This window comes from Enterococcus saigonensis, from assembly GCF_011397115.1.
GTDB lineage: Bacteria > Bacillota > Bacilli > Lactobacillales > Enterococcaceae > Enterococcus_C > Enterococcus_C saigonensis.
The window spans coordinates 213,573-237,883 of record NZ_AP022822.1 but is presented as its reverse complement, the minus strand read 5'-3'; the positions used below and the strand labels follow the sequence as shown (position 1 = coordinate 237,883).

The window sequence follows — 24,311 nt, the reverse complement described above, 5'->3', positions numbered from 1 at the left end:
CATATTCGGAGGAATTTATCATGGAAAATATTAATGTCTTACTTTGTTGTGGTGCAGGAATGTCCAGTGGTTTTTTAGCCCAAAAAACACGTAAAGCGGCAAAAAAACAAGGAGTCAATGCTTCTGTGGAAGCCCGCAGCGAAAGTGAAATCCCCCAATATCTAGACGCAATTGACATTTTATTGCTTGGGCCTCATTACGCTTCATTAAAAGAACAAATGCAAGAACAAGCGGCGCCATACAGTGTTCCTGTTGAAGTCATTCCACAAGATATTTATGGCATGCTAGATGGTCCAGGCTTGCTCAAATTTGCTTTAGAACATATCCAAGCTTAAACATCCCATTTTCCCACTGCAAAAAATAATTGATAGGAGTAGTTCAGATGAAAAAATTTATGGATTGGTTAGGTAATTCTTTTGCCCCCAAAGCGAGAGTTTTCACTCAAAAACCAGCTGTTGCCGGACTGTCCAGTGCCATGCAAAAATTAATACCGTTTATTTTAACTGGTTCACTTGTATTTTTTTACAACGTTTTTCGTTCTTATCTACCTGTATTACCCGATTTAGGAAATATCTCCAATTATTCTTTCGGGCTTATTGGTTTAATTGCAGCTTTTATGGTTGCCAATCAGTATATGGAAAAACTGCATCACAGTAAATATGCCATTACTGCCGGCATCGTTTCTATTTGTTCGTTGCTGATGTTTTTACAACCCGTTGGTGCAAAAGAAGGAACTTATGCAATGGATCGCATCGGACCTTCTGGAATTTTAATTGGTGTCATTGTCGGCGGGGTAATCAGTCTCATTTTCCACCTTTATACTAAGCTTAATCTTTTTAAAGAAAGTGAAATGCCTGATTTTGTTCTTGAGTGGATCAACAATATCATTCCGATTTTTACAAGTCTTGCCTTTTGGGCTAGCCTAATTTTTGGTCTAAAAATCGATATTTTCGAAGTTATTATCGGACTTTTTGCTCCGATTCAAGATTTTGGCCAATCTTTACCTGGATTAATTTTACTGGTCTTAATTCCAGCGTTCTTTTACTCCATGGGAATTTCAACTTGGTTATGGTCAGCGATTCAAAATCCGATTTTTATCGCTGGAATTGCAGCCAACACGTTAGCTGTTCAAAAAGGGTTAGAACCCGGCAATATTGTTACCAATGAAGTAGTTTATAGTATCGGACTGATCATGATGGGCGGAACTGGTGCCACATTGGCGTTAAACATTATGATGATGTTCTCTAAATCCCAAAAATTAAAAACTTTAGGACGCATCTGCATTGGCCCATCTATTTTCAATATTAATGAGCCGCTTGTTTTCAGTGCCCCGGTCGTGATGAATCCTATTTTAATGATGCCAATGTGGATAAATTCTATCGTCGGGTGTTGTGTCGTTTGGTTTGCAATGAAAGGCGGGTTATTAAAAATCCCTTATGAGTTAATGCAACTAGCTCAAATTCCTGCACCCATTTCGAGTGTCATTTTAACTAAAGATTTCCGTGCAGTCATCGTTTACTTTGTCTTATTTGCAATCTACTTTGGAATTTGGTATCCCTTCTTCAAAGTCTATGAAAAAGAAGTACTTGCCGAGGAATTAAAAACAGGCCAACAAACAGAACTGAAATCACCAGTAGAGTCAATCGCATAACAATTTAAATAAAAGGAGTGTACGTAATGGAAATGAAATTAATGGAAGAGACCGAAAATGAATTGCTTACTGTGGCAATGCAAATCATTATTCACGCCGGCAACGGGCGTACAAAAGCACAAGAAGCAATTACGGCGGCTAAAAAAATGGAATTTGCTGCTGCCAAAGAACACTTGAAAGAAGCTAAGGAAAACATTTTACTTGCTCATAAAGCACAAACTGAAGTTATTCAAAATGAAGCTCGTGGGCATAATTACGAATCTTGTCTCTTATTTACTCATGCGCAAGATCACTTAATGACAATTACCAGCGAAGTGAACATAACGCGCGATTTAATTGATTTATTTGAAATAGTTTCAACCCGCTAAAACGCTGAAGAAGTCCGACCAATGACGTGTCTTTTTCGTTTTAAATACAAAACGAAGCGTTTAACAAGTCCTCTTGATAGCTGTTCTGAAATAACTAAAAAATATCTTATTGGTTATTTCAAAACCTATCCAAGACTTATTTGACGCAATAAATTATGAAGGAGAAATGCAACATGAAACAATTTCCAAAAAACTTTTTATGGGGTGCTGCTACTAGCGCTTATCAAGTAGAAGGCGCTGCTTTAATGGATGGAAAAAAAGAATCTATGCAAGATATCAATAATCAAGGCGGCCAATTTGCTGACGCCTCCGTTACAAGCGATCACTACCATCGTATGAAAGAAGATGTTGCTTTAATGAAAGAGTTGGGGATGAATTGTTATCGCTTCTCCATTGCTTGGGCACGCGTTTTACCAGATGGCGTAGGTGAAGTTAATCAAAAAGGCCTACAGTTTTATCACGATTTAATTGATGAATTACTAGCAAACGGCATTGAGCCTATCCCAACTTTATACCATTATGATATGCCTATGGCGCTAGTAGAAAAATACGATGGCTGGGTAGATCGCCAATCTATTTTTGACTTTGCTGAATTTGCTGAATTAATTTTCAAAGAATTTGGGCATAAAGTGAAAAAATGGATTAGTATCAACGAACAAAGTATTATTGTGCAATATTGGACAAAGAAAAACTATGTTCCAGAAAAATATCTAAATGATGCCAGAATGCGTTACCAAATTAACCATCATATGCATTTGGCTGATAAACTAGCTACTAAATTATGTCATGAGCTAGTAGAAGGGGGAACAATTGGACCAGCATTAGGTTATGACCCTATCTACCCATTAACTTCTAAACCAGAAGATGCACGTGCTGCCATGAATGCCCAAGATTTACGAAATCAATATTTTTTAGATATGTATTTAAAAGGTTTTTATACAGAATCAGCTTTTCGTTATTTAAAAGAGCACGATATGCAACCACTCTTCCACGAAGAAGATGAAAAAATTTGTCAATCGGCTATGTCTGACTTTATTGCAATTAACTACTATTCTTCGATGTGTGCCAAAGCACCTAAAAAAGATGCTACACGTCAATACCAAGGGGTAAATATTTCAGGCGTAAAAGGACAATTTAGCGGAGAAGAAATTCAACCGGATTTCTATGAGATGGTCAAAAATCCAAACTTAGACACAACCGACTGGGATTGGACGATTGACCCAACAGGTTTAGAATATACTCTGCGCGATATTGCCACCCGTTACAACGTGCCATTGATGATTACAGAAAATGGTATGGGTGCTTACGACACATTAGAAGAAGACGGTCGTATCCATGACCACTATCGAATTGATTACTTGCAAAAACACGTTATCGCTATGAAAAATGCGATTGACAACGGCGTCGAATTATTAGCTTACTGCCCGTGGTCATACATTGATTTATTATCTACAAGTAACGGCTACAAAAAACGGTATGGTTTTGTTTATGTTAATCGTACCGATGAAGATGAAAAAGATTTAAATCGCTATAAAAAGGATTCCTTTTATTGGTATCAACAAGTAATTGCGACAAACGGCGCAAAGTTAGCAGTAGATAATTATTTAGTAACTGAACATTAAGATAGACAGCAGGCACGCGACTAAAAGCTGTGCCTGCCTTTTTAGAAATGGAGGTACTATGTATAAAAAAATTAGCTTGTTTAGCACTGGACTCCTAAGCGCTTCTTTTGGCGCTGCACTGTTTAGTTCTGCCGCAATGGGCATGGATGCGTTTAGTACATTCTCACTTGGTATAGCTGATCAATTGCAATTATCGTTTGGCATCAGTTGTATAGTAGCTGGACTGCTATTACTGACAGTTTTATTTTTGTTTGATCGCAACTTTGTCAAAATCGGTAGCGTATTATACGCATTTGGTTTAGGAAGTCTTATTGATTTTTGGTTCAAATTATTTCCTTATTTTCTTCCCCTCACTGGATTTTCTTATCTCAAACTATTCATAGGAATTTTATTTTTTTCAATCGGAATAGCACTTTATATTTGTGCTGATGTTGGCAGTGGCGCCGTTGAGGCCTTTTCTATTTTTTTAGCTCAAAAGACAAGTCAGGACATGGGCATTGTGCGTCTTTTACTAGATGTTTTCTTTTTATCATTGGGGATTTTACTAGGTGCTTCAATAGGTGTTGGTACCATTTTAGGGGTAATTCTAATTGGCCCTTTCGTTAGTTTTTTTGTTAAATTGCTGACTAAAATTCTGGAAAAAGAAAGCTTCTTCCTTTCAAAAAAATGGGAATAATTTTATTAAAAAACCGGAATGACAACATCTTTCATGTTGTCATTCCGGTTTTTTATTATTCTTCCAAAAAATTCAGTAAGACGGTATAAACGGCTTGCTTGTCAAGTTCATTTAAGACTTCATGTTTCATCCCCGGCATCTCAATACTTTTAACATTTGTATAGCCGATTTTCTTTAATGTGGCAAGTGTATCTGCCAGTCCTTTTTTTCCGCCCGTTATTTTAACATCTTGTGCTCCTACCACACTTAAAATAGGTAATTGGGGGTTTTGACAGTGATAAGCAGAATAATTTTTTAATTGACGATCCCCTTCCCAAATAGTTAGTAAACTTCGGACTGGATAAACAGGTACCATCTGTTTATCTTGCCGGCATTGTGCATTATTTGCTGGATTATTGCTTAGCCAATCGTGCTCAACGCCCATGTTGCCAGAAAGCCAATTCAAAAATTTGTTTTGTTTTTGATTATCGTTGAAACGTAAAAAAAACTTACCTACAGCTATTCCTAATGGAACTACCGGTACATAATTTGCCGTCCCGGTTAATGCGACTTTCGTCACTCGTTGATCATTTTTTTGTAAATAATTACGGGCAATGATAGAACCAAAAGAATGACCGAATAAATAAAGCGGTAAATTAGGATATTTCGTTTGAATAAAATCGCTGATAATTACTTGATCATTGACTAAGGTAGAAAAACTTTCCATTACTCCAAACGGATCTGCTGCAGACACCGATGCACCGTGTCCTCTATTATCAGACAAAATAACTACAAAATTATGACTTTGTAAAAATTTTGCAAAAGGAAGATAGCGTTCTTTATATTCTAATGCTCCGTGAATAATTTGCACAATTGCCTTTGGTTTTTGACACGTTAATACTAGTAAATCCAATTTGGTACCATTGTCGGTATTAATCTTATATGTATCCACAATCTATCCCGGCTTTCCATTGTTTAACTTTAGTCTAACTATACAAATAAAGCGTTCTTTTGCCAAGTCAGCAATTATTAGAATTTGTATCTTGACAAAAAAAACAACCTTACAATACCTTGTAAGGTTGCCTGTTTTTATGCAGAAAAATAATTTCCTGGTACAACAGAAATAGTCTTGGTTTTGGTATCAACATCTTCTACATAAAGCAAAGAGGTATAATCTTTAATTGCTTTGATGCCTTTAAACTTCGTTTCAGCAAAAACGGTTACCCCAACTAATTCACATTCAAATTCTTCAATTAAACTCTTCATGCCATTGACGGTACCGCCGCCTTTCATGAAATCATCTACTACTAACACGCGAGAGCCCCGTTTTAAGCTACGTTTTGATAATTCCATTTTCTCGATACGTTCCGAAGAACCGGAAACGTAATTTACACTAACGGTTGATCCTTCGGTAATTTTGGAATCGCGGCGTACGATCACAAAAGGTACATTCAAATAAGAAGATACCGCTTGGGCAATTGGCACCCCTTTGGTCGCGACTGTCATCACGGCATCGATTTTTTGACCTAAATATTTTGAAGCAATAATACGACCTACTTGTCGTAATAACTCTGGTTCTCCCAACAAGTCTGATAAATAAACATAGCCACCTGGTAACAAGCGGTCTTGTTCTGATAAACGTTCTGCCAAGTCGTGAATATATTTTTTTGCATCCTCATAAGGAATTTCTGGCACAAATAATACACCACCGGCAGCGCCAGGAATTGTATCTAAAATTCCAGTTCCCCGCTCTTTAAATGTTTTTTTTACGATAGCCAAGTCTTCACTGATAGAAGATTTAGCCGATTCGTAACGTTTCGCAAAAAAGGTTAATGGAATCAACTCGTGAGGATGTTCCAATAAATAATGCGTCATATCGATTAATCGTTCACTACGACGTACTTTCACACTGTTCACTCTCCTGATAAATTTCTCGCCTTATTATAAGGGCTTATTACAAAAAAAGCGAGCATTAACTGAAAAAAAAGCAAAATAGTTCGTAAAACGTGAACGCTTTCTTTGAAAATATCCAAAATAGTGCGGCAAAAATCTAACGAGTGAAAATAAAAAAGGAATGGGAGAAGGTCTATAGACCTTCTCCCATTCCTTTCGTTTACAAATTTACAGTAAAACAATTTTATTGTGAAATTTTTTTATTTTTAAAACGTTGTAATGCTACAAAAAGTCGTTTGCTGACGTTCACAATTAAAAATAAACCGATAAAAACTAGCGTAATAGTAGCTCCTGGTGGCGTATCCAAATAAAATGAAGTCGTCAAACCACTCAACATTCCAAAAAGACCGACAAAGGTTGCAATCCAAATCACCACATCAAAGCTTTTTCCTAAACGCATGGCAATAGCTGCTGGTAAAACCATAATTGCCGAAATAAGGAGTGCCCCGGCAATCGGAATCATCACGGCAATTGCCACACCTGTTAAAATATTAAATGCCATGGACATCAAATGAACTGGCAGTCCATCTACATGAGCGCTATCTTCATCAAAAGTTAGTACATACATTGGTCTTTTAAATAAAAAAAACAATACACGGACAATAACAAATAAAACTGCCAGAAAAATAACTTGGCCACTTGTAATCGTCACAATTGAGCCAAAAAGGTACGATTGAATACTTGTCGCAGAATTACCACCAGACAAATTCATTAAAACAAGCGCCAACGCTAATCCACCAGCCATTAAAATTGCAATGGAAATCTCCGAATAACTGCGGTACATCGAACGTAAATATTCTAAAACAACCGCTGCTACAACTACAACTAACATCGTTGTCAAATTCGGATTTAAATTCAAGAAAAATCCGAGTGCGACACCTGCTAATGATACATGAGACAAAGTATCCGCCATAAGTGACTGACGCCGAATCACTAAAAATACCCCTAACATTGGCGCAATACCAGCAATAAAAATCGCTGCTAAAACTGCTCGTTGCATAAATTCATAATTTAGTAAGCTCAAAAATAAAATCTCCTTTTTGTTAACCTTCACACTTGCGTTTTTTAACAAATAAACTTAGCCTAGACAAACGATAATCCTATTCACGATCGATATGAAAACAGCGCCATGGCGAATCTTCTTTACGTACTAAGCGAATTTGGCGATCCGCATATTGTTTAATATCTTCATGATCATGGGTAATCATTAAGATGGCCTTGCCATGTTGATGAGCACTATGCCGCAATAAACGGTAAAATTCATTACGGGACTGCTCATCCATTCCCGTAGTTGGTTCATCTAAAATAAATAAATCCGGATCTGTCGCAAAAATGCGGGCTAAACTGATACGCTGTTTTTGGCCACCTGATAGTTCACCAATTTTTTTGTGGCGCATTTCCCACATTCCGACAGCTTCTAAGGCTTTTTTCACATGTTCATGATCTTTTTTACTCAAGCGTTTGAACCAACGCCCCCGCGGATAGCGGCCTGAACGAACTAGCTCTTCCACTGTACTCGGAAATCCAGCATTAAAAGAGGCTACTTGTTGAGGAATATACCCGATACTAATCTTTTTTCCCGCCGCATTTTCCTTAGCTAGTTCGATAGAACCTTTACTCGGTTTTAAAAGTCCAAGCGTTGCTTTGATTAAGGTAGATTTAGCAGCGCCATTTTCACCAGTCAAAATGACAAACTCGCCATCCTCTACGTAATACGAAATATCTTCTAAAACCGGTTCGTCATCGTAATAAAACGTTAAATCTTTAACATCGATATAGCGCAAAGTTGCGCCTCCTCTTCTTTTAAAGTTAAAAGTTAATAAGTAGAAAATTTTAACAACTATATGGGCTACTTTATCGCAAGCTTCAATTTACTAACTAGCTATAATGCGATTTTTACCATACCTTACTTAATTGTTGCTTGCAAAGCCTGCAAATTTTTTTCCATTACAGAAAGATAGTTTTCCCCTTGATCTATTTGTTTTTGTGTCAAGCTTTCCAATGGATTTAAAACCGCTAGTTTTACGCCTGTTTCTTTGGATAAAGTTTCTGCTACTTTCGAATTAGCATTTTCTTCAAAGTAGATAACTTTGGTATCATGTTCAGCGACAAAATGTTTTAACTGCGCTAAACGACTTGGCGAAGGCTCTTGATCTGGTGAAATACCAGAAATAGATTCTTGCGTTAAACCATATTGATTAGCTAAATAACCAAAAGCTGCATGTTGCACTACAAATGTTTTATTTTGGGCATTTTTAAAAGCTGCTTCATATTTATTATCTAGATCATTTAATTTAGCAATATAACTAGTAGCATTTTTTTCAAATTGTGCTTTTTTAGCCGGATATTTTTCTGCTAACTCTTCTTGAATTTCCTTTACTTCTTTCACTGCCATCACAGGATCAGTCCAGACATGCGGATCTTTTGAATGGGTATGTTCGTCTTCGTGGGCGTGTTCGTCTACATCTTCATCGTGATCATGACCGTCATTACTAGATGCCAGTAAGTCAATCTGATGCGACGCTTCAATCATTTTGGTCTTATCTTTATCGATATTGTCTTTAATTTTATCTACCCATGTTTCCATCTCTTCACTATTGTAGACAAAAGCATCCGCCTCCGAAATTTTTGCAATATCTTTAGCACTTGGTTCATAATCGTGGGGTTCTGTTCCTGCCGGAATTAAAAGTTCAACTTCTCCTTCATTTCCCATCACTTCTTTAGTGAATTCATACATCGGATAAAAAGTCGCAATTGCTTTTATTTTGCCGTCGTTATTTTGACTGCTAGCCTCTTTATTATTGCCACAAGCTGTGAGAACAACGGCACTTAGTAAAACACCTAAGCCAAGTATATATTTTTTCATTCAATTATGCCTCCTAAATTAAACACGATGAAATCAAATCGTAATTTTCCGATTTGCCACGACAATTAATTTAACAGACAAAAAATAACTCGTCAAGATAAAACGTATCAGTTACGTTTTAAACGTAATATCTCCTTCTAAACCGTAACAAAGGACTTTTCATTCATATGACGATGCAAAAATGTATGCGTATTTTTACATAAAATAATAATTTATTGCTTTGGATTCGGCGTTTTTAACTGCTATCTTGCTAGTTTCATCTTACGCAAAAAAACTTACCAACTTTATGGTAAGTTTTTTATTCATTTTATTAAAGATAGGAAAAATTATGAATTGTTTTAAACACCAAGGATATGCTTTATTTTTCTCGCCAATAACTACTACCGTCTTTTGTCCGTTGCATAAAGCCGTATTCGATCAAATAGCGTCGAACCGTAACAAAATCTGCGACATATTGTTTTAAAATGGCATTTAAGGCAGACTCGTGATAATTTTTGTCAAATTCAAAGTGACGAACAATATCTGCTAACAAAATCAACTTTCGTTTTTCTTTTGCCGGGAACGTTTTAATAAATCCCTTTTCATCGCGATAGGTTGTTAACACTTTTTGTTGTTCCTCAGGGGTAATATTGTAGCGATCATCTAACATTTTTGCATTGCTGTGGGGCAAAATAACTTCAGGTTCTGCGAGCAAAGCCATTATACTAAGAAACACTTGTGCTTGTTTTTGTTTTTCTTTTAACTTAAAACGATGGTTGCGTACAGCAGAAGCAGTTACTCCCAAGCGCTGTGCGATAAATTTATCGTCAATCTTTCGTGCAAACAAAGTTATAATCTCCTGTTGCGTTTCACTAATTCCTGTTGTCTCTTTGGGTAACTGGAGTAATGCCATCAACGGTCCCTCGTGCACAGCTTCTATGTGTCTTTGCATAAATTTTTCTGCTGTAAAAAATTTTTCTTCATCAGGATAAATACAGCCAATTTCTGTTTGTTCTTTGCAATATAAGCAATAGTATTTTTCCCCCTGTTGATGAAATCCTCGCATATAATCTTGCATCATTTCCTTTGTTGTCATTCCATCCACCTCCTTTTTTCTATTTACGTTTGCATATACACTAACATATTTACGTAACGTTTGCAAAAATAAAAGAACAACCATTCTTAATTATTTCCTAAAAAAAGAAAAAATTTTTTCATGTTATAATAAAACAGCAAAAAAATAAGGCAGGTTGAACATGAAGCGATTAAAAAAAGTACTATTATTTATTCTAAGCGGGATTATTATTTTCATTTTACTTCTACTGATTGCATTTAATATTTCCCCTCGCCCTGGTGCAATGGTAATTGGCCATCTCTTTAATGCCCCTGTGGAAATGACCGATAAAACTGCATTCAAAGAAGATGCGCGTAAAATTACTGTAAACAAAGATTTAAATTATTCCTCAAAATTTCAAAAGCATACTTATGATTTGTATCGCCCCAAAAATACCACAAAAAAAGTTCCTGTTATGATTTGGGTTCATGGCGGTGGGTATGTGGGTGGTGATAAATTAGGGGTTAAAGAATTTGCCACTAAAATTGCCGCTAATAGTCAGGTAGCAGTAATTGCAATGAACTATCAAGAAGCTCCCGCATCAAAATACCCCAATCAAGTTACGCAAGTGGCCGAGTTAATCACCACATTACAAAAAGAAAAGCCAAAAAATTTAGATTTACAACAACTATTTTTTGGTGGTGATAGCGCAGGCGCGCAAATTGCTTTGCAGTACGTTGCTTTACAAACAAATAAAAAATATGCACACCAGATGGATTTTGCAAGGCAATTGGAACCAAAAACAATTAAAGGCGTCCTCTCCTATTGCGGGCCAGTCAACTTAATTCAAATGAAGGCACAACATTCGGACAGCGCCTTTATGAAATTTTTTGTTCATACCGTAGCTTGGTCTTTAATCGGGTCCAAAAACTGGCAAGATAGTGCGGAACTAAAACAAGCAAGTATTGTTCATGCAGTCACACCAGATTTTCCGCCAACCTATATTACCGATGGCAATACAGCCTCTTTTGATATCCAAGGAAAAGCGCTGCAAAATCGTCTACAAAAAATGAATATTCCTGTAACAGGCTTATTTTTTGCTACTTCAAAAAAAATCAATCATGAATATCAATTCGACTACACAACAAAAGAAGCACAACTTTGCTATCAACAAACACTTACTTTTTTAAACCAGTATTTGACCAAGTAAAAAATTTCGCGCCACTTGCTATCAGAAATAAGGAGGCCTCAAAATAAAAAAAGACGAAAATTTTTTATTAAACTGTGTTTTATTTCCACTGTTTAAGAAAAATTTTTCGTCTTTTTTATTTACCAACCGCCAGAGGCTCCGCCACCACCGGAAGAACCACCACCAAATGATCCCCATGAGCCACCACTACCGCCACTAGAAGAATTATGATTTGCTGAATTGTAATTGGAAGATAAATAGCTGTATGTCAAAACTTGTCCATAACCTCCGTATAAGGTATCGCCAATTAAAACACGACCCATACCCATTTTCTTTGCATTAGGTTGTTTTAACAATCTTCCTTGGATTATAGCTTTCTTTACACCATTTACCGTTGCTGCTAAAAATAAGCCGCTTAACATAACATAATACAATTCTGTTTGCTTTAATGTAGTGTTGGCACTTTTTTCATCCGTAAACATCTGAGGTAATTGCTTACTGGTTACTTGGTATTTTTGATAAATTTCTTTTAAGTAACGACGCCCCCTACTTAAACTAATTATCACGATAATCGCGATAAGCATCATTCCTACAAAGAAAACTCGCAACCCCCAATAAAATAAATTCAGATTTCTTTTTTGGGCTGTGACTTGTGCTATTTGTGAGTCTACTAAAGCTGTTTTCGTATTCATCAAACTAAAGACTTCCTCTACAACTTGACTAATCGCTTTACTGTAGTTTTCATCTTTAAATAAATCTACTACATCATCATTGTTAATAATATCCTCTGCTGTCGCATCTGGGATTAACCCCTCCAGACCATAACCGACCTCTAGCCGAAACTTACGGTCTTCTAAGGCGATAAGGTATAATACCCCATTGTTTTGCGTTTTATCACCAATTCCCAACTGATTAAAAATTTTATTGGCATAAGATTCAATATCTTCACCACTTGGTAACGCATTGACTGTGACAACTTCCAGCTGTGCACCATCTGTACTCGCCGCCAATTGCTTATTCAAGTTATAAATTTTCTTTTTTGTTGCAGCATTGATAATTTTTGCATTATCAGAGACAAAGATATTATTTTTGTTAATCGTAATTTTGCTATTACTGTCTTTGATTGCGACTTGGTAATTATCTGCTTGGCTAGGATAATCACCCAACTGATCCATATTGTCTTTTAATACTTCATCAAAAGATTTTTGTGACGGTTGAATTTTGCCAGATAGAATATCTTCTCGTTGTATTTGTAACTCTTGTAATTGCGTGTCATAGTGTAGCTTTTTTTCGACAAACGTATGATCGTCTAAAATAGAACCAACTAATCCGACACCAAAAAGTAATACAATAACAAAAAGGATCATGCGTAGTATACGATTACGTTTAACCACAATTTGATAAAAATCGCGAATTTTTTGATCTGTTTGAATAGTTGAACTGGCCGGGCGTTGTTTATTCATCTGCCCCACCACCTTTACTCAAAACTTACATCTGGAACTTTTTCAGCCCCAGGTTCAGCTTTAAAGTTAGCTTTCTTTTCAAAACCAAGCATTTTCGCTACGAGATTTTTAGGAAAACGAACTAAATTTTGATTGTAGCTTTGGACTTCTGTAATGTAATTGCGACGCTCAACAGCAATGCGATTTTCGGTACCTTCCAGTTGTGTCATTAACGTCTTTACGTTTTCATTAGAGGCTAGTTGCGGATAGCTTTCTTTAATTACACTCACCATTGTACCGACACTTTGATCGATTTTATTGTCAGCAGCAACTTTTTCTTCTGGCGTAGAAGCTTGATTGTATTCTTTGCGGGCTTCTGTAATCGCTGAAAAAATTTCGGTCTCATGCTTCATACTGCCCTTAACACTATTCACTAGATTAGGAATTAAATCTGCTCTACGTTGCATCACGTTTTCTACTTGCGACCATTTCGCATCGACACTGTTTTCGGCACTGGCTAAACTATTATAAGTAGCAATAAAGTAGCCGACAATTCCGATGACAATGATTCCGATGACACCAATAACTGTTACTGTACTTTTTTTCATTTCATTTCCCCTTTTCTACCACTTAAAAGTGCGGTTCCCATCCGCTAGTGGCTTTAGCTTATTGTACCATTAAGACTTAGGGCTGCCTCGTACTTAAGTCTGATTTTTCTTAGTCGAGCATAAGTTTTATAAAAAGAAAAATAAGTTTATCTGAAGGTATTCCACTATTTTTAGATTTGTACGTTATCACATGTTTAACTGCATCTGACGCTCCCCATTATTTACATTCCACTATTTTTAGATTTGTACAATTCGATAATTTGAGTAGACTGTTTTATTCTTCGTATTTACATTCCACTATTTTTAGATTTGTACCGTGGGTTGCTATCACTCATACCATAATCATAGAGATTTACATTCCACTATTTTTAGATTTGTACCTGACTTACAACGGTCAACGCTGGGACAATATGTCATTTACATTCCACTATTTTTAGATTTGTACGATAAGTGATTGCTGTTGACTTAATGCCGTTACCTGCATTTACATTCCACTATTTTTAGATTTGTACGACTACGAAGACAGAATAGAGCGACTTTCTGAATATAATTTACATTCCACTATTTTTAGATTTGTACTTATTTGTCGGAACATCTATGACGGAATCTAGCAAATTTACATTACACTATTTTTAGATTTGTACAATTGCGCGCGACTAATTCCCCACTTAGCTAAATAATTTACATTCCACTATTTTTAGATTTGTACCAATCCTTGCGTTACAAGTGAGCGTTCCATGAACAAATTTACATTCCACTATTTTTAGATTTGTACGACAACGACAAAATTTTACATTGCACGTATTCTTTATTTACATTCCACTATTTTTAGATTTGTACTGACGGTTCTTTTATCGTTAACTACCTTTATCAATCATTTACATTCCACTATTTTTAGATTTGTACAGTGTCAGGCAACGGGATAGATTGGTTAAAACGACAATTTACATTCCACTATTTTTAGATTTGTACAACAGTGAAATCGTAAATAGTTTTCATGCGATCAGAATTTACATTCCACTATTTTTAGATTTGTACTGTTAGCAATCTGCATTGCTAAAACCCCGTCAGCGTTATTTACATTCCACTATTTTTAGATTTGTACGTATATTTCTTGAAGCTCTCTCATTTGAGATTCTTATTTACATTCCACTATTTTTAGATTTGTACAAGTAATTCACGCCGTAACGTAGTTCGTCTAAGGCAATTTACATTCCACTATTTTTAGATTTGTACGCACAAGCTGTACATTAATGGCGACTACGAGAATGATTTACATTCCACTATTTTTAGATTTGTACAAAGCCCTGATCAGAAAGCTAAAGGAGGAATAGCAAATTTACATTCCACTATTTTTAGATTTGTACCGTCTTTACTACTCATAGCAATCTCAAGGTTAATATATTTACATTCCACTATTTTTAGATTTGTACCAAAACCAAGCCCAGCAACACATGCTGTTGTGTATTTATTTACATTCCACTATTTTTAGATTTGTACTCAAAAAATTTAACGTGTTGAGTTCGTCCGTCAGTCATTTACATTCCACTATTTTTAGATTTGTACATAAATTCCCCATTGATTTAACTCACGCAGTTCTGAATTTACATTCCACTATTTTTAGATTTGTACGTCGCCAGTTCGACCCAGTCCGTTCCGCTCGATTCGCATTTACATTCCACTATTTTTAGATTTGTACAGAAAATGTCCACCAATTGTTCCAAGTCCTCAATTGATTTACATTCCACTATTTTTAGATTTGTACGTCATAGCAATGCGGACAGTCAAAACTGATGTAGTCATTTACATTCCACTATTTTTAGATTTGTACCTAATTTTGTCTATATTATTTTCATTCAAAATTTATTTACATTCCACTATTTTTAGATTTGTACGCCGTATCGTCGTAGATAACAAAAGTAGCGATTGGATATTTACATTCCACTATTTTTAGATTTGTACCGTACCATCCAATACATGAATCTTCTTAGCTGTGTCATTTACATTCCACTATTTTTAGATTTGTACGGTGTTGTTTGGTTCTGAAATACCTGCGCTAAACATATTTACATTCCACTATTTTTAGATTTGTACACTTTTGTATACATAAATTTCACTCCTTATCTATTATTTACATTCCACTATTTTTAGATTTGTACAAGAGGGTCAGCAATGGTGGAAGTCAGATGCAAGCATTTACATTCCACTATTTTTAGATTTGTACTTAATAAATCAAGTACAAATGATTTTTGGCAAAAGTAATTTACATTCCACTATTTTTAGATTTGTACTCAATGTGATTTCTTTCATTTTAATTCCTCCTGTATTTACATTCCACTATTTTTAAATTTGTACATATTGTCACAAGAACACAAGCGCCAGATAACAGTATTTACATTCCACTATTTTTAGATTTGTACCCTGCAAGCTCAATTGAAGTTATCAAAAGAGTGCTAAAGTAGTTATCTGTCTACCCAAGAAAATTTATTGATTTCCTTTTCAAAAATAACAAGAAATAATATTAGAAATTCACTTTTGAATTGGATTCTCTACCTGTCGTCATAACTACAGAATTTATCGATTATCCCCCATTGACAGATTGATTAGAAATTCAAAAAAAATTAGAGAGAACATCTGAACTATCTATACCAATATACTCTTTTGTTAACCATCGTTTATTGGAGTTTTTAAATATTAAAACAGAATCCAGATCATCTCGTACATATTCCTTTAACTCTTGTTCTAATTTTTTTAGTTTTGCAGGTGTGATTTCTCCTTCAAAAACAGATTTTTGAATATGGGTTAAATACTTTTTACAAATTTTAAAGACTCTATTTAATACCCGCGCGCCATTCATTTCTAATGAAATATCATATACTAAGATTATATACATAGATTCACCACCAAATTCTAAAAGGTTCATAGTCCTTATCATGCATAAGATGTTTAATTAATTTATAACATTCCAAACGCATTAGTCTGCGATAAGAAACATTTCTTTTGAGCTCTCGATGTCTAATTGTTTTATTTAGTCGTTCATCAAACTGACGTAACACTTTTTGCTGAGCATTTTGCTTCAAGTAATTTCCCATCGACCCTTTTTCAAAGTCTTTTTCACTGATAATCTTTTTGTTAATTAAAGAAAAAATCAAACGATCTACAATTAACGGTTTAAAAATTTCAGAAATATCTAAAGCCAGTGAGAACCTTCTCTCTGAATTACTGTGGAGATAACTAATAGTCGGATTTAACTGACTCACGTAAATTTCAGATAAACAAGCACTATAGGTCAACATATTAAGATACGAAAGCAAAGAATTTACCATATTATCAGGAGGTCTTCGCACTCTGGCTTTGAATTCAACTTGATTGTTCAATATTGTTTCCCAAGCACTATAATAAATCTGATGAATATTTCCTTCTATCCCCATTAACTCATCGATTTCAGTTGTGCGATAAATCCTTTTTCTAACAGCCTCGATACTTGATATTTGTCCACCCACTTCTTTTCCTCTTCTTCTATAATACTGCAAATTGCGCAAATTATTCGCTGTTGCACCTTCAACAAATTTTTGTGCTAAAGTAATTCGTTTCTCCTCTTCTACAGAATGACTAACCTGCTCCACAAGTAATTTTCCAGATACATTTTTTTCTCTGGGATAAAAAGTTCCAGTATAGTAACCATAATAGTTAAAAAAATGAACTGGAATCTTCATTTCAGATAAATAGCTCAAACACTTTGTATTTGTCGTTACTTCCCCAAATAAATATAAGTCCCTAGTCATTTCAATCTTTAAATCTTTTTTGCGACCATCTGCCGTTTCCATACGAACGACATTATCCTTTCGAATTAATGTGCCGCTTGAATATAAGTAATAACTTTCCAATATCTCACCTCCTAAATAAAACAATATTCGTAATAGGCGCATTTTGAACAAATTTTCTTTTTTACAATTTCTGGTGACTGTGATTGGACGATTATTTCCTGAACGTGTTGTAAAATTTCTTCCAATTCCATTATGTCATCCTGTGATAAAGTTACTTCAATTCTTTCTTTTAATTTTGGATAATCTAAATATCCTTTTTTTACAGGAATGTCCTTTTTTTGCAGATAGTACAAATAATACCGTAATTGCCAAATAGCAGCAGGCTCAATAGCTCGTGACTTTTTGACTTCATGTAAAATTTCCCACTTCTCTAAAAAATCAATATTAATAATTCCATCCAACATTACTTGCTTACGTTTTCCTTTATAACTACTTGTATCAAGTAATTTACCTAATTGAACGTTTTCGTTTTCTTCCTCGTATTGCAAGCCTTGCGAAAACAACCATAATTTCCGTGAGCATACAAAATAATAATTAATCATATTGCCAGTAATTTTCATCGTCATTCTCCTAAAAAAATCGATCTTCCGCTACACCTTGCAATGCTTCAAATCCATAATCTTCTGAGTATTCGCCATCAACTATATAAAAGCCCTCATATTTTCCGATTTCTTTGAATCGAACTTGATTTTGTCGTATACACTTAATAAATAACCATTCAGCAATAGAGATTTTATAGTCATCTAATTTTGAGCGGTAAACGCGACGAATAATGCTAGGATTTTCTTTAAACTGTTGTGAAATTTCTTTTGAATTTAAGGTTAAAACTCTCACGCATTCATTGATTTCTGTCGTAAAATTGTCATAAATTTTTTGTGGAATAATCGCTCGTGACTGGATGTTTCGAAAAAGTCGTTTGACTTCTTTTTCACTTTTGTCATCATTTTCAGTTACACTCAGCCATGCTAACATCGTTGTGATGTCATGGTAATAACTCGTCTCTTTTAATGCCTCTGTAGTATAAGTTTCTGCAATTAGGCTCATCTTTTCATGTTCGTTTAAAATGCCGTCTTCTCTATTGCGCAAAGCTTTTTTGGATAGTGAAAAGATTTCGTCATGAACAATGGAATATTCACTTTTACTAATACCGCTGGTGAAATTATCTCCTCCATCAAAAACATATACGTTTGGTTTGTTACGATTTACCAGTGAACGTTTTCGATAGCAACGTCCCATCCGCTGAAAAAGGCCATTCAATTCTGATAACTCTGTGATTAATAAATCAAAATCGATATCCAGTGAAGCCTCCACAACCTGTGTCGCAATCCAAATTCCTGCTTGATTTGATTGCGCAAATTTCATAATCTCCTGTTCTTTTTGCTGTCGATCTTTACGAATAAATTGGCTGTGAATTAATTGAATTTCTACCTTAGGCAAAAGTGTGCTTAATTCTTGATAAATCTCCTTAGCTTTTCGGACTGTATTGCAAATAACTAAAAGCTTGCCGTTTTGATACAATTTTGCGACCATTTCTGCAGATAGATTATCTTTTATCAGCTGTAAGTAGTGGCGTTCTAATAAATCTTCATCAAGAAACGGCTGTTCACTCATTTCCCACTTTAGCCCTTGTGATTGAAACAAATCTAATAAGTATGTAGGCAGGGTTGCTGTCATCACTAAAAACTTACCACCAAAATCTTGAATTTCTTTCAATCCTTTTAATAAATAGGCCAATAAGTCTGGTGAATACATTTGAATTTCATCAATCACTACTTTTGAATAAGCAAAAGTTGCTAACTTTTTCTCAAATCCTGCATAGTGATAAACAAAATCAAAGGTCTGATCCAAAGTTGTGACCGTTAACGGTAAGGACCAGCTGCGTGTTTCGTTTAAGTAATTCGCTAACTGATCTAATTCAACTACCTCATTCTCACTATCTTCTGCTAATAAAACAGCTAAACTATCAGAATGGAGAATCCCGACTTGTTGTTGATAGTTTGCTTTATCTGCAATACCATCACGAATTCGTGTATAAATAGCATTGATTGCTGCGCGTAAAGGTAAGGTGAAAAATCCTTTGTTATCACCAAGCCATAGTAGCCCCGCTTCTGTTTTACCTAATCCAGTCTGGCCAATCACAATCAAATTATCATTTTGATGGTGTTCAACATACTTTTGCATCTCGTTCCAATCAGCTGTGCCGGTGGGAGATTTTTGCTTCCAGCCATTTAATACCCGACTCATATTATGACTTAAAAAGTTAGATGGATACTCAACCGGATAGTTCCCACTAGCTGCATAATCAATACGATTAAGTAAGCCCTTAAGCATGACATATAATTTAAAATAATCATTTTTACTACTAGGTCGATGTAAAAATCGATAGAAGCGCGCATCAGGGCGTGCAATTTCATTGGGGAAAGGTAAACCTAACTCAGAAAAAGGAAAATGTTTTGCTGGAACCTGCAACTTTGCTATCTCATTATCATATTGGTCTTTCGTAAGCTGAGAAAAGTCACGTTCATGATGCAATGCAATGGCATACGTCATGGCTTTTACGTCAGCAACACCATAAACTTTTTTTAATTCCTTTACCGGTAACAAAGCAATGCTTAGTAATGCATGGGGAATCTCCCCTTCTTTTTTCATCGTACCTTCCCTGATTTTTTGCTGAAATAATTCATTGATTTTTCCTAAATCATGATATTTACAAATAAGACGAAGGAGACTCCAATTTACTGGAATCTCCGGATAATACTTTTTTAAAAGGTCGTAGTTTTTCAACAAATTTTCTGTATGTTGAATAATTGTTTCTCCAGCAGATTTTGCTAAATATTCCATTATTCTTCCTCCAGATTCAAAAACACAATATCGCCTTCTTCGTCAATTGGTACAATCTCTTCTTCAAAAATAATAAAGTCACCAGAATATAAAACTTCTTCTCTTTCAATCCAGTTTCTTTTGTATTTTGGTTTCTTTTCTGTTCCCAGATTATATAATTCATATACTTTAGGCAGAATAAAGCGCGTTCCTGAAAGATCTGTTCCTTCACCTTCGATTGATAATTTTTCGTCGGTCAACCAATTAATGGGGATATAAGCATGCCATTGATCTTTAAAATCTCTTTCATTTGATAATTCTTGTTTTTGAATTTCAACAATCTTCACTTCTTCAAAATTTGCTAAATCTTCTCTGCGGCCCAAAGAGGGAAATTCTACGGGATATTTGAGAAACTGATAAATCTCTTTCACTTTACTCTGGTCTTTAGGAATAATGTGTATGATTAGATTTACATCCACCAACAATTCGGTATAACCAATTCCTCTACTCACGCCAAATTCATTAACTTTTAGTTGATGACGGCCTTTTTCAAATTTCATTCCATTCTTAAATTCGTATCGCGTATATAAATCATTGGTTTTAGAAAAGTAATCCCCCTGAACACTGATATCCATTGGTTCGTATTGTTGGTAACCACACAAATTGTGGACCATTCCAATTACTGTCGATAGCGGTGGTAAAGGATACGTTTCCCGCAGCTGGAAACTAGTTGGGCGACGATAATTGACCATGTCTTGATGGATAATTAATTTAATTCCCTTCATAATAATCCGCTACTTTCTGTTTCAATTCTTCAAAAATTTGCGGGATTTTTTTACCATCTAAAACTTGATTGATTTCAGCAGTATTCTCAAAGGCATCTTTTACTACACCGACTAATGTTTCATTTCGAATTTTATCCGTTAAAACACCTTCAATTTTGTCTACATCAATTTTATTTTGTTTAACATCAACCACATTTTCAAATAAAGGATTTTTGCGTTCATAAACGCCCCCAACCACAAATAAAGGTTGCAAGTTTTCTCTGCGACCACGAATATCGCGATACAAATATTGAATAGTATCCAATAATTTTTGTACGCGCCGACTCCGTTCTTCATTAGGTAGCGTAATTTCGCCATTATGGTCAATGCCAATTTCATCTAAATCTGCTGTGATGGTATAGCGATAAAATGAACGATGAATTTCGGATTGAGCGATAGAGTTCATCGCTTTTTCATTACCATTTTCTCGCAAACGCTTCGCAAGGCCCATGTTAGTTAAAAAATCAGTATCCCCTTTATAAGTCTCTAATGAAATGGCATTTGATAAACGGACTTTAGCCGATCGAGTTAAGGCGTTATCTCCTTTGACTGTTTTCATATATCCAAACAAATCTACTTCTGGATATTTATCAATTGTGGCATGTTGGTCAAATTGGATTACTTGTTTGGCCCCACTACCTTCAGCACTTAAAGAGGCTAATGGCTCTCCTAATTGTTCAACGATATTATAACGAAGCGCCTGCCGGGAAATATAAGTGTACTGCTCACCTTTACCTCGTGTCATTTTTTTCAAAGAGGCTACATTTCCTAAAGACTCACCATAATTGGCACTTTCCGCTAAAAAAATCATTGTTAGTGTTAATCCTTTACTCATTTTCATTTCCTCCTTCTGCATTGTGCGCTTCACCAATCATCCCCGTAACAAAACAATAACCAATCGTTTTGTAATGTTCATCATCAGAAAAAACTTCCGTAAAGTAATGCGGGACTTGCTTATTTAGATACATATAACTATTGAGCAAGATATCCATAAAAGCATTTCTATCATTGACTTTTAACGCATTCAACAACCGTAATCCAACAGAATCACCTTTACGTTTATTTGCATATTCTTTTTTGAAAAAATAACCATCCCGTCGTATTCTTTCTAACTCTTGTGGTTCTAGTGGTGTCATCTGAATCAACTCCTTCAAAAAGTTTTGATTAATTTCAATCATTTTCATGATTTGATTACTACTTGTATACACTTGCCCACCGGTGGCTTTTACGCGTAAAATCTGATGAATTAAACGAAATAGATTAGTATTATTCATTAAAGAATCTACTACCTCTGGATATAAATAATGTGATTCGCTATTTAACGTAAAGCCGGCATTAAACAGTTGCGGTAATTTTTCTTTGGACATATTGATTGTTCGTAAAATATGTTTGGGCAATAAATTAAAGTAATAGCGCTCATTTTCATAACGAATTACTTGAATATCTTGAATTTCTTTGCGGCTTTGGCGATTCATTTGATCTTGCAAGGTTCGAATTAGTGCCGCATAAGTATTTTTGGATCGAACATCTGTCTTATTCAATTCTAAAACATTTAGACGAATCCCTTTATTAACATCTATTAAAGATTGGAGGGTATGATTGTCGTTCACAAACAATCCTTGATTATATACATACGTAAAACCTGCAGGAATACAGGTATACATTAACCGACATATTGGACACATATAAAGATCATTGTTAAAATCCCATGCGTTACTCTGCTTGCGATTTGCGTCATAGCCAGCTTGATTTATGAAGCTGTACGACAAATCTCCTTTTTTTATTGGCCGATGACAATTTGAACAAGTCAATTTATCTTTTTTATGTTCTTCATTTAAGTAGTTCATCATGGAAGAAACAAAATATTGATGATATTTCTCAAAAAAATCTCCTTTACTTTCTTGGCGATTTAAAAAAGAGACATCGCTATAACCTTTATTAATGACGGAATAAATTTGAATTTTAGCAGGTAAATAACGTTGCACATCTGCTCTTTTAAAATAGACGTAAACCTTATCTAATTGTTCATATAACTTTTTAACCCTTTCAACAACTTGTTCTCTATTTTGCTCAAGTTCATTTTTTTTCAACTTATCTAGCTTGATACTTTTTAACAGTCCTTCAATATCAACAGAAGATTCAATTAGGGGATAAACTGCTTTATAACTGTTACTCGTGCCATATCGCTTCAAGTCGGTTAAATATTTTTGTAAGCGATCATAATCTTTTCTTGTAAAATGGCTAAAGTTATCTTGTTGTTGTCGTGCCATTTCAGCTTCATAAGCGAGAATTTTCGTAAAAGAGGATAATTTTTCATATTGTTTCGCAAAATAGTTGAAGTATACTTCTTCAAAATTTACAAATTCTGATAAGGGAACCTCAATACTCTGATTTTTAATCGTCACATGATCTTCCCCTAAAATATTTACTAAGCCACAGATTGCTGCATTCTCTAGCCAAGAATTTAAGCGAAATTCGATGATGTCATTTTCAGCTAATTCACTCATTTTTTTCACCACCTTGTTGTACTTGATTCAAAAATCCGAAGTATAAGCCTGTCTTACTTCCCAGCCCCACGTCGCGGATGATATTCAACAAATATGGTTCTCCCACCAATTTAATCTGACCAATCCCCCCTTGATAATATTTTTCATAGGCTTTTGTTACTGTCTTTTTCATCCTTACAGGCTCGATTGTTAAATTGTCGATATCAAAATTGACACTGCGCCCTAATTCTGGTTCGAGACGATTTTTTAAATTTTGTTTTAAAACAGCAGGATATCTTTCATCTTTAAAATCCAAAAACCAATCTTTTCGCGTTTCTCGGTTGTGATCTCGTGCTAAAATTGGTGAAACAGCTTGAAAAATCACTTCGTTCTCTCTAATTGGTACCTGATAAATGGGTGCAATGGATTTTACTTGAATTTTCAACCCTCCACAAAAAGATAGCGCTTTCAATTCTTTCAAATAAATAAAGCCATTGTAGATAGCCATAGCTAAATCAGCTTGAGAAGTAGAAAATAAATATGTTACATCAGGCGATTTTAATAAGATTCGCTCATTTTCAAAAACTGCAGCTTTAAAAAAAACAGCTTGCGAAAATAATTTTTGTTGATTGGTTTCATATAATTCGTGATAAACTTCCGGGGCTGCTTGCTCAAGACCACGTTTCAATAACGAAAGAAAATAACTATGATATTTTATGGGTATAGTTGAATCTTCCAAAAGCGAAACAAATTCCAAATTAATCTTAAAACGCATCGTTTTCACCTCATTATTCTATTTGATTATGATATTATTCATAATGAACTCGTTAAGATAATGATACCTCAAAATCTTTTATTCCCCAAATAAAAGTATTAATTCGTTATTTATAATCTAAATTCTAACAGTAGATAGTACAAGGAATAAGATTCTTTATAAGCTAACCAGATATTTCGACAGTTTTTTTCT

At 35.0% G+C, this 24,311-nt stretch carries 22 protein-coding genes and 1 CRISPR repeat array; of the genes, 6 read left to right on the top strand and 16 right to left on the bottom strand.

Annotated features, from left to right (window positions below; all coding sequences use genetic code 11):
• Window positions 1–20 precede the first annotated feature (20 nt).
• From EsVE80_RS01020 to EsVE80_RS01000, 5 genes are all read left to right on the top strand, one after another.
• Entirely contained in the window at window positions 21–335 is a 315-nt protein-coding gene (locus tag EsVE80_RS01020) for a PTS sugar transporter subunit IIB (RefSeq protein WP_173102074.1), read from the top strand.
• A 47-nt stretch (window positions 336–382) separates the two neighbouring features.
• A complete protein-coding gene (locus tag EsVE80_RS01015) occupies window positions 383–1,651 on the top strand; it encodes a PTS sugar transporter subunit IIC (protein ID WP_173102073.1) in 1,269 nt (422 codons plus the stop codon).
• Window positions 1,652–1,683: 32 nt separating this feature from the next.
• Window positions 1,684–2,019, top strand: a complete 336-nt coding sequence (locus tag EsVE80_RS01010) for a PTS lactose/cellobiose transporter subunit IIA (protein ID WP_269474253.1) — start codon at window positions 1,684–1,686, stop codon at window positions 2,017–2,019.
• A gap of 173 nt (window positions 2,020–2,192) precedes the next feature.
• On the top strand, window positions 2,193–3,641 hold the full coding sequence (locus EsVE80_RS01005; protein ID WP_173102072.1) for a glycoside hydrolase family 1 protein: 1,449 nt from the start codon (window positions 2,193–2,195) through the stop codon (window positions 3,639–3,641).
• A gap of 58 nt (window positions 3,642–3,699) precedes the next feature.
• Window positions 3,700–4,317: a YczE/YyaS/YitT family protein gene (locus EsVE80_RS01000; protein WP_173102071.1), complete on the top strand. Its 618-nt coding sequence runs from the start codon at window positions 3,700–3,702 to the stop codon at window positions 4,315–4,317.
• 55 nt (window positions 4,318–4,372) lie between these two features.
• Here EsVE80_RS01000 and EsVE80_RS00995 read toward each other — a convergent pair whose 3' ends face one another.
• The 6 genes from EsVE80_RS00995 to EsVE80_RS00970 all read right to left on the bottom strand — a co-directional run bounded on the left by EsVE80_RS00995 (window position 4,373) and on the right by EsVE80_RS00970 (window position 10,190).
• A complete protein-coding gene (locus EsVE80_RS00995) occupies window positions 4,373–5,248 on the bottom strand; it encodes an alpha/beta fold hydrolase (RefSeq protein ID WP_173102070.1) in 876 nt (291 codons plus the stop codon).
• Between the two features lie 137 nt (window positions 5,249–5,385).
• Window positions 5,386–6,204, bottom strand: coding sequence for a pur operon repressor (purR, locus tag EsVE80_RS00990; RefSeq protein ID WP_173102069.1), 819 nt, complete (start codon window positions 6,202–6,204; stop codon window positions 5,386–5,388).
• Between the two features lie 229 nt (window positions 6,205–6,433).
• Window positions 6,434–7,273 carry a metal ABC transporter permease gene (locus EsVE80_RS00985; protein ID WP_173102068.1) on the bottom strand — a complete coding sequence of 280 codons (840 nt, stop codon included), beginning with the start codon at window positions 7,271–7,273 and terminating at the stop codon, window positions 6,434–6,436.
• Between the two features lie 76 nt (window positions 7,274–7,349).
• Complete coding sequence (locus EsVE80_RS00980) at window positions 7,350–8,033, bottom strand: metal ABC transporter ATP-binding protein (protein ID WP_173102067.1); 684 nt, start codon at window positions 8,031–8,033, stop codon at window positions 7,350–7,352.
• A gap of 122 nt (window positions 8,034–8,155) precedes the next feature.
• Window positions 8,156–9,115: a metal ABC transporter substrate-binding protein gene (locus EsVE80_RS00975; protein WP_173102066.1), complete on the bottom strand. Its 960-nt coding sequence runs from the start codon at window positions 9,113–9,115 to the stop codon at window positions 8,156–8,158.
• A 358-nt stretch (window positions 9,116–9,473) separates the two neighbouring features.
• Window positions 9,474–10,190, bottom strand: a complete 717-nt coding sequence (locus EsVE80_RS00970; protein ID WP_173102065.1) for a DUF2087 domain-containing protein — start codon at window positions 10,188–10,190, stop codon at window positions 9,474–9,476.
• Window positions 10,191–10,350: 160 nt separating this feature from the next.
• On the opposite strand from EsVE80_RS00970, the gene EsVE80_RS00965 reads away from it, so the two are divergent.
• On the top strand, window positions 10,351–11,358 hold the full coding sequence (locus EsVE80_RS00965) for an alpha/beta hydrolase (RefSeq protein WP_173102064.1): 1,008 nt from the start codon (window positions 10,351–10,353) through the stop codon (window positions 11,356–11,358).
• A gap of 119 nt (window positions 11,359–11,477) precedes the next feature.
• On the opposite strand, the gene EsVE80_RS00960 is transcribed toward EsVE80_RS00965, so the two are convergent.
• From EsVE80_RS00960 to cas6, 10 genes are all read right to left on the bottom strand, one after another.
• A complete protein-coding gene (locus EsVE80_RS00960) occupies window positions 11,478–12,800 on the bottom strand; it encodes a TPM domain-containing protein (RefSeq protein WP_173102063.1) in 1,323 nt (440 codons plus the stop codon).
• Between the two features lie 14 nt (window positions 12,801–12,814).
• Window positions 12,815–13,387, bottom strand: a complete 573-nt coding sequence (locus EsVE80_RS00955) for a LemA family protein (RefSeq protein WP_173102062.1) — start codon at window positions 13,385–13,387, stop codon at window positions 12,815–12,817.
• Between the two features lie 152 nt (window positions 13,388–13,539).
• Window positions 13,540–15,807: a CRISPR direct-repeat array (repeat unit 30 nt; unit sequence ATTTACATTCCACTATTTTTAGATTTGTAC).
• A gap of 191 nt (window positions 15,808–15,998) precedes the next feature.
• Window positions 15,999–16,280, bottom strand: a complete 282-nt coding sequence (gene cas2 / locus EsVE80_RS00950; protein WP_173102061.1) for a CRISPR-associated endonuclease Cas2 — start codon at window positions 16,278–16,280, stop codon at window positions 15,999–16,001.
• Between the two features lie 4 nt (window positions 16,281–16,284).
• Entirely contained in the window at window positions 16,285–17,274 is a 990-nt protein-coding gene (gene cas1b / locus EsVE80_RS00945) for a type I-B CRISPR-associated endonuclease Cas1b (protein ID WP_197745906.1), read from the bottom strand.
• An 11-nt stretch (window positions 17,275–17,285) separates the two neighbouring features.
• Window positions 17,286–17,774 (bottom strand): CRISPR-associated protein Cas4, encoded by a 489-nt coding sequence (cas4, locus tag EsVE80_RS00940; RefSeq protein WP_173102059.1) that lies wholly within the window; start codon window positions 17,772–17,774, stop codon window positions 17,286–17,288.
• A 10-nt stretch (window positions 17,775–17,784) separates the two neighbouring features.
• Window positions 17,785–20,055, bottom strand: coding sequence for a CRISPR-associated helicase Cas3' (gene cas3, locus EsVE80_RS00935; RefSeq protein ID WP_173102058.1), 2,271 nt, complete (start codon window positions 20,053–20,055; stop codon window positions 17,785–17,787).
• Complete coding sequence (cas5, locus tag EsVE80_RS00930) at window positions 20,055–20,819, bottom strand: CRISPR-associated protein Cas5 (protein WP_173102057.1); 765 nt, start codon at window positions 20,817–20,819, stop codon at window positions 20,055–20,057. Before cas5 ends, cas3 begins: the two co-directional genes overlap by 1 nt.
• Complete coding sequence (gene cas7i, locus EsVE80_RS00925; protein ID WP_173102056.1) at window positions 20,806–21,693, bottom strand: type I-B CRISPR-associated protein Cas7/Cst2/DevR; 888 nt, start codon at window positions 21,691–21,693, stop codon at window positions 20,806–20,808. Before cas7i ends, cas5 begins: the two co-directional genes overlap by 14 nt.
• Window positions 21,686–23,365: a type I-B CRISPR-associated protein Cas8b1/Cst1 gene (gene cas8a1 / locus EsVE80_RS00920; protein WP_173102055.1), complete on the bottom strand. Its 1,680-nt coding sequence runs from the start codon at window positions 23,363–23,365 to the stop codon at window positions 21,686–21,688. Before cas8a1 ends, cas7i begins: the two co-directional genes overlap by 8 nt.
• On the bottom strand, window positions 23,358–24,119 hold the full coding sequence (gene cas6 / locus EsVE80_RS00915) for a CRISPR-associated endoribonuclease Cas6 (RefSeq protein WP_173102054.1): 762 nt from the start codon (window positions 24,117–24,119) through the stop codon (window positions 23,358–23,360). Before cas6 ends, cas8a1 begins: the two co-directional genes overlap by 8 nt.
• Window positions 24,120–24,311 lie beyond the last annotated feature (192 nt).

What these genes read in the sequence shown, in the direction of transcription:
- EsVE80_RS01020 (WP_173102074.1), top strand. Translation starts at nt 21, where the DNA reads ATGGAAAATATTAATGTCTTACTTTGTTGTGGTGCAGGAATGTCCAGT.
- EsVE80_RS01015 (WP_173102073.1), top strand. Translation starts at nt 383, where the DNA reads ATGAAAAAATTTATGGATTGGTTAGGTAATTCTTTTGCCCCCAAAGCG.
- EsVE80_RS01010 (WP_269474253.1), top strand. Translation starts at nt 1,684, where the DNA reads ATGAAATTAATGGAAGAGACCGAAAATGAATTGCTTACTGTGGCAATG.
- EsVE80_RS01005 (WP_173102072.1), top strand. Translation starts at nt 2,193, where the DNA reads ATGAAACAATTTCCAAAAAACTTTTTATGGGGTGCTGCTACTAGCGCT.
- EsVE80_RS01000 (WP_173102071.1), top strand. Translation starts at nt 3,700, where the DNA reads ATGTATAAAAAAATTAGCTTGTTTAGCACTGGACTCCTAAGCGCTTCT.
- EsVE80_RS00975 (WP_173102066.1), bottom strand. Translation starts at nt 9,115, where the DNA reads ATGAAAAAATATATACTTGGCTTAGGTGTTTTACTAAGTGCCGTTGTT.
- EsVE80_RS00970 (WP_173102065.1), bottom strand. Translation starts at nt 10,190, where the DNA reads ATGACAACAAAGGAAATGATGCAAGATTATATGCGAGGATTTCATCAA.
- EsVE80_RS00965 (WP_173102064.1), top strand. Translation starts at nt 10,351, where the DNA reads ATGAAGCGATTAAAAAAAGTACTATTATTTATTCTAAGCGGGATTATT.
- EsVE80_RS00960 (WP_173102063.1), bottom strand. Translation starts at nt 12,800, where the DNA reads ATGAATAAACAACGCCCGGCCAGTTCAACTATTCAAACAGATCAAAAA.
- EsVE80_RS00955 (WP_173102062.1), bottom strand. Translation starts at nt 13,387, where the DNA reads ATGAAAAAAAGTACAGTAACAGTTATTGGTGTCATCGGAATCATTGTC.
- cas2 (WP_173102061.1), bottom strand. Translation starts at nt 16,280, where the DNA reads ATGTATATAATCTTAGTATATGATATTTCATTAGAAATGAATGGCGCG.
- cas4 (WP_173102059.1), bottom strand. Translation starts at nt 17,774, where the DNA reads ATGAAAATTACTGGCAATATGATTAATTATTATTTTGTATGCTCACGG.
- cas3 (WP_173102058.1), bottom strand. Translation starts at nt 20,055, where the DNA reads ATGGAATATTTAGCAAAATCTGCTGGAGAAACAATTATTCAACATACA.
- cas5 (WP_173102057.1), bottom strand. Translation starts at nt 20,819, where the DNA reads ATGAAGGGAATTAAATTAATTATCCATCAAGACATGGTCAATTATCGT.
- cas7i (WP_173102056.1), bottom strand. Translation starts at nt 21,693, where the DNA reads ATGAGTAAAGGATTAACACTAACAATGATTTTTTTAGCGGAAAGTGCC.
- cas8a1 (WP_173102055.1), bottom strand. Translation starts at nt 23,365, where the DNA reads ATGAGTGAATTAGCTGAAAATGACATCATCGAATTTCGCTTAAATTCT.
- cas6 (WP_173102054.1), bottom strand. Translation starts at nt 24,119, where the DNA reads ATGCGTTTTAAGATTAATTTGGAATTTGTTTCGCTTTTGGAAGATTCA.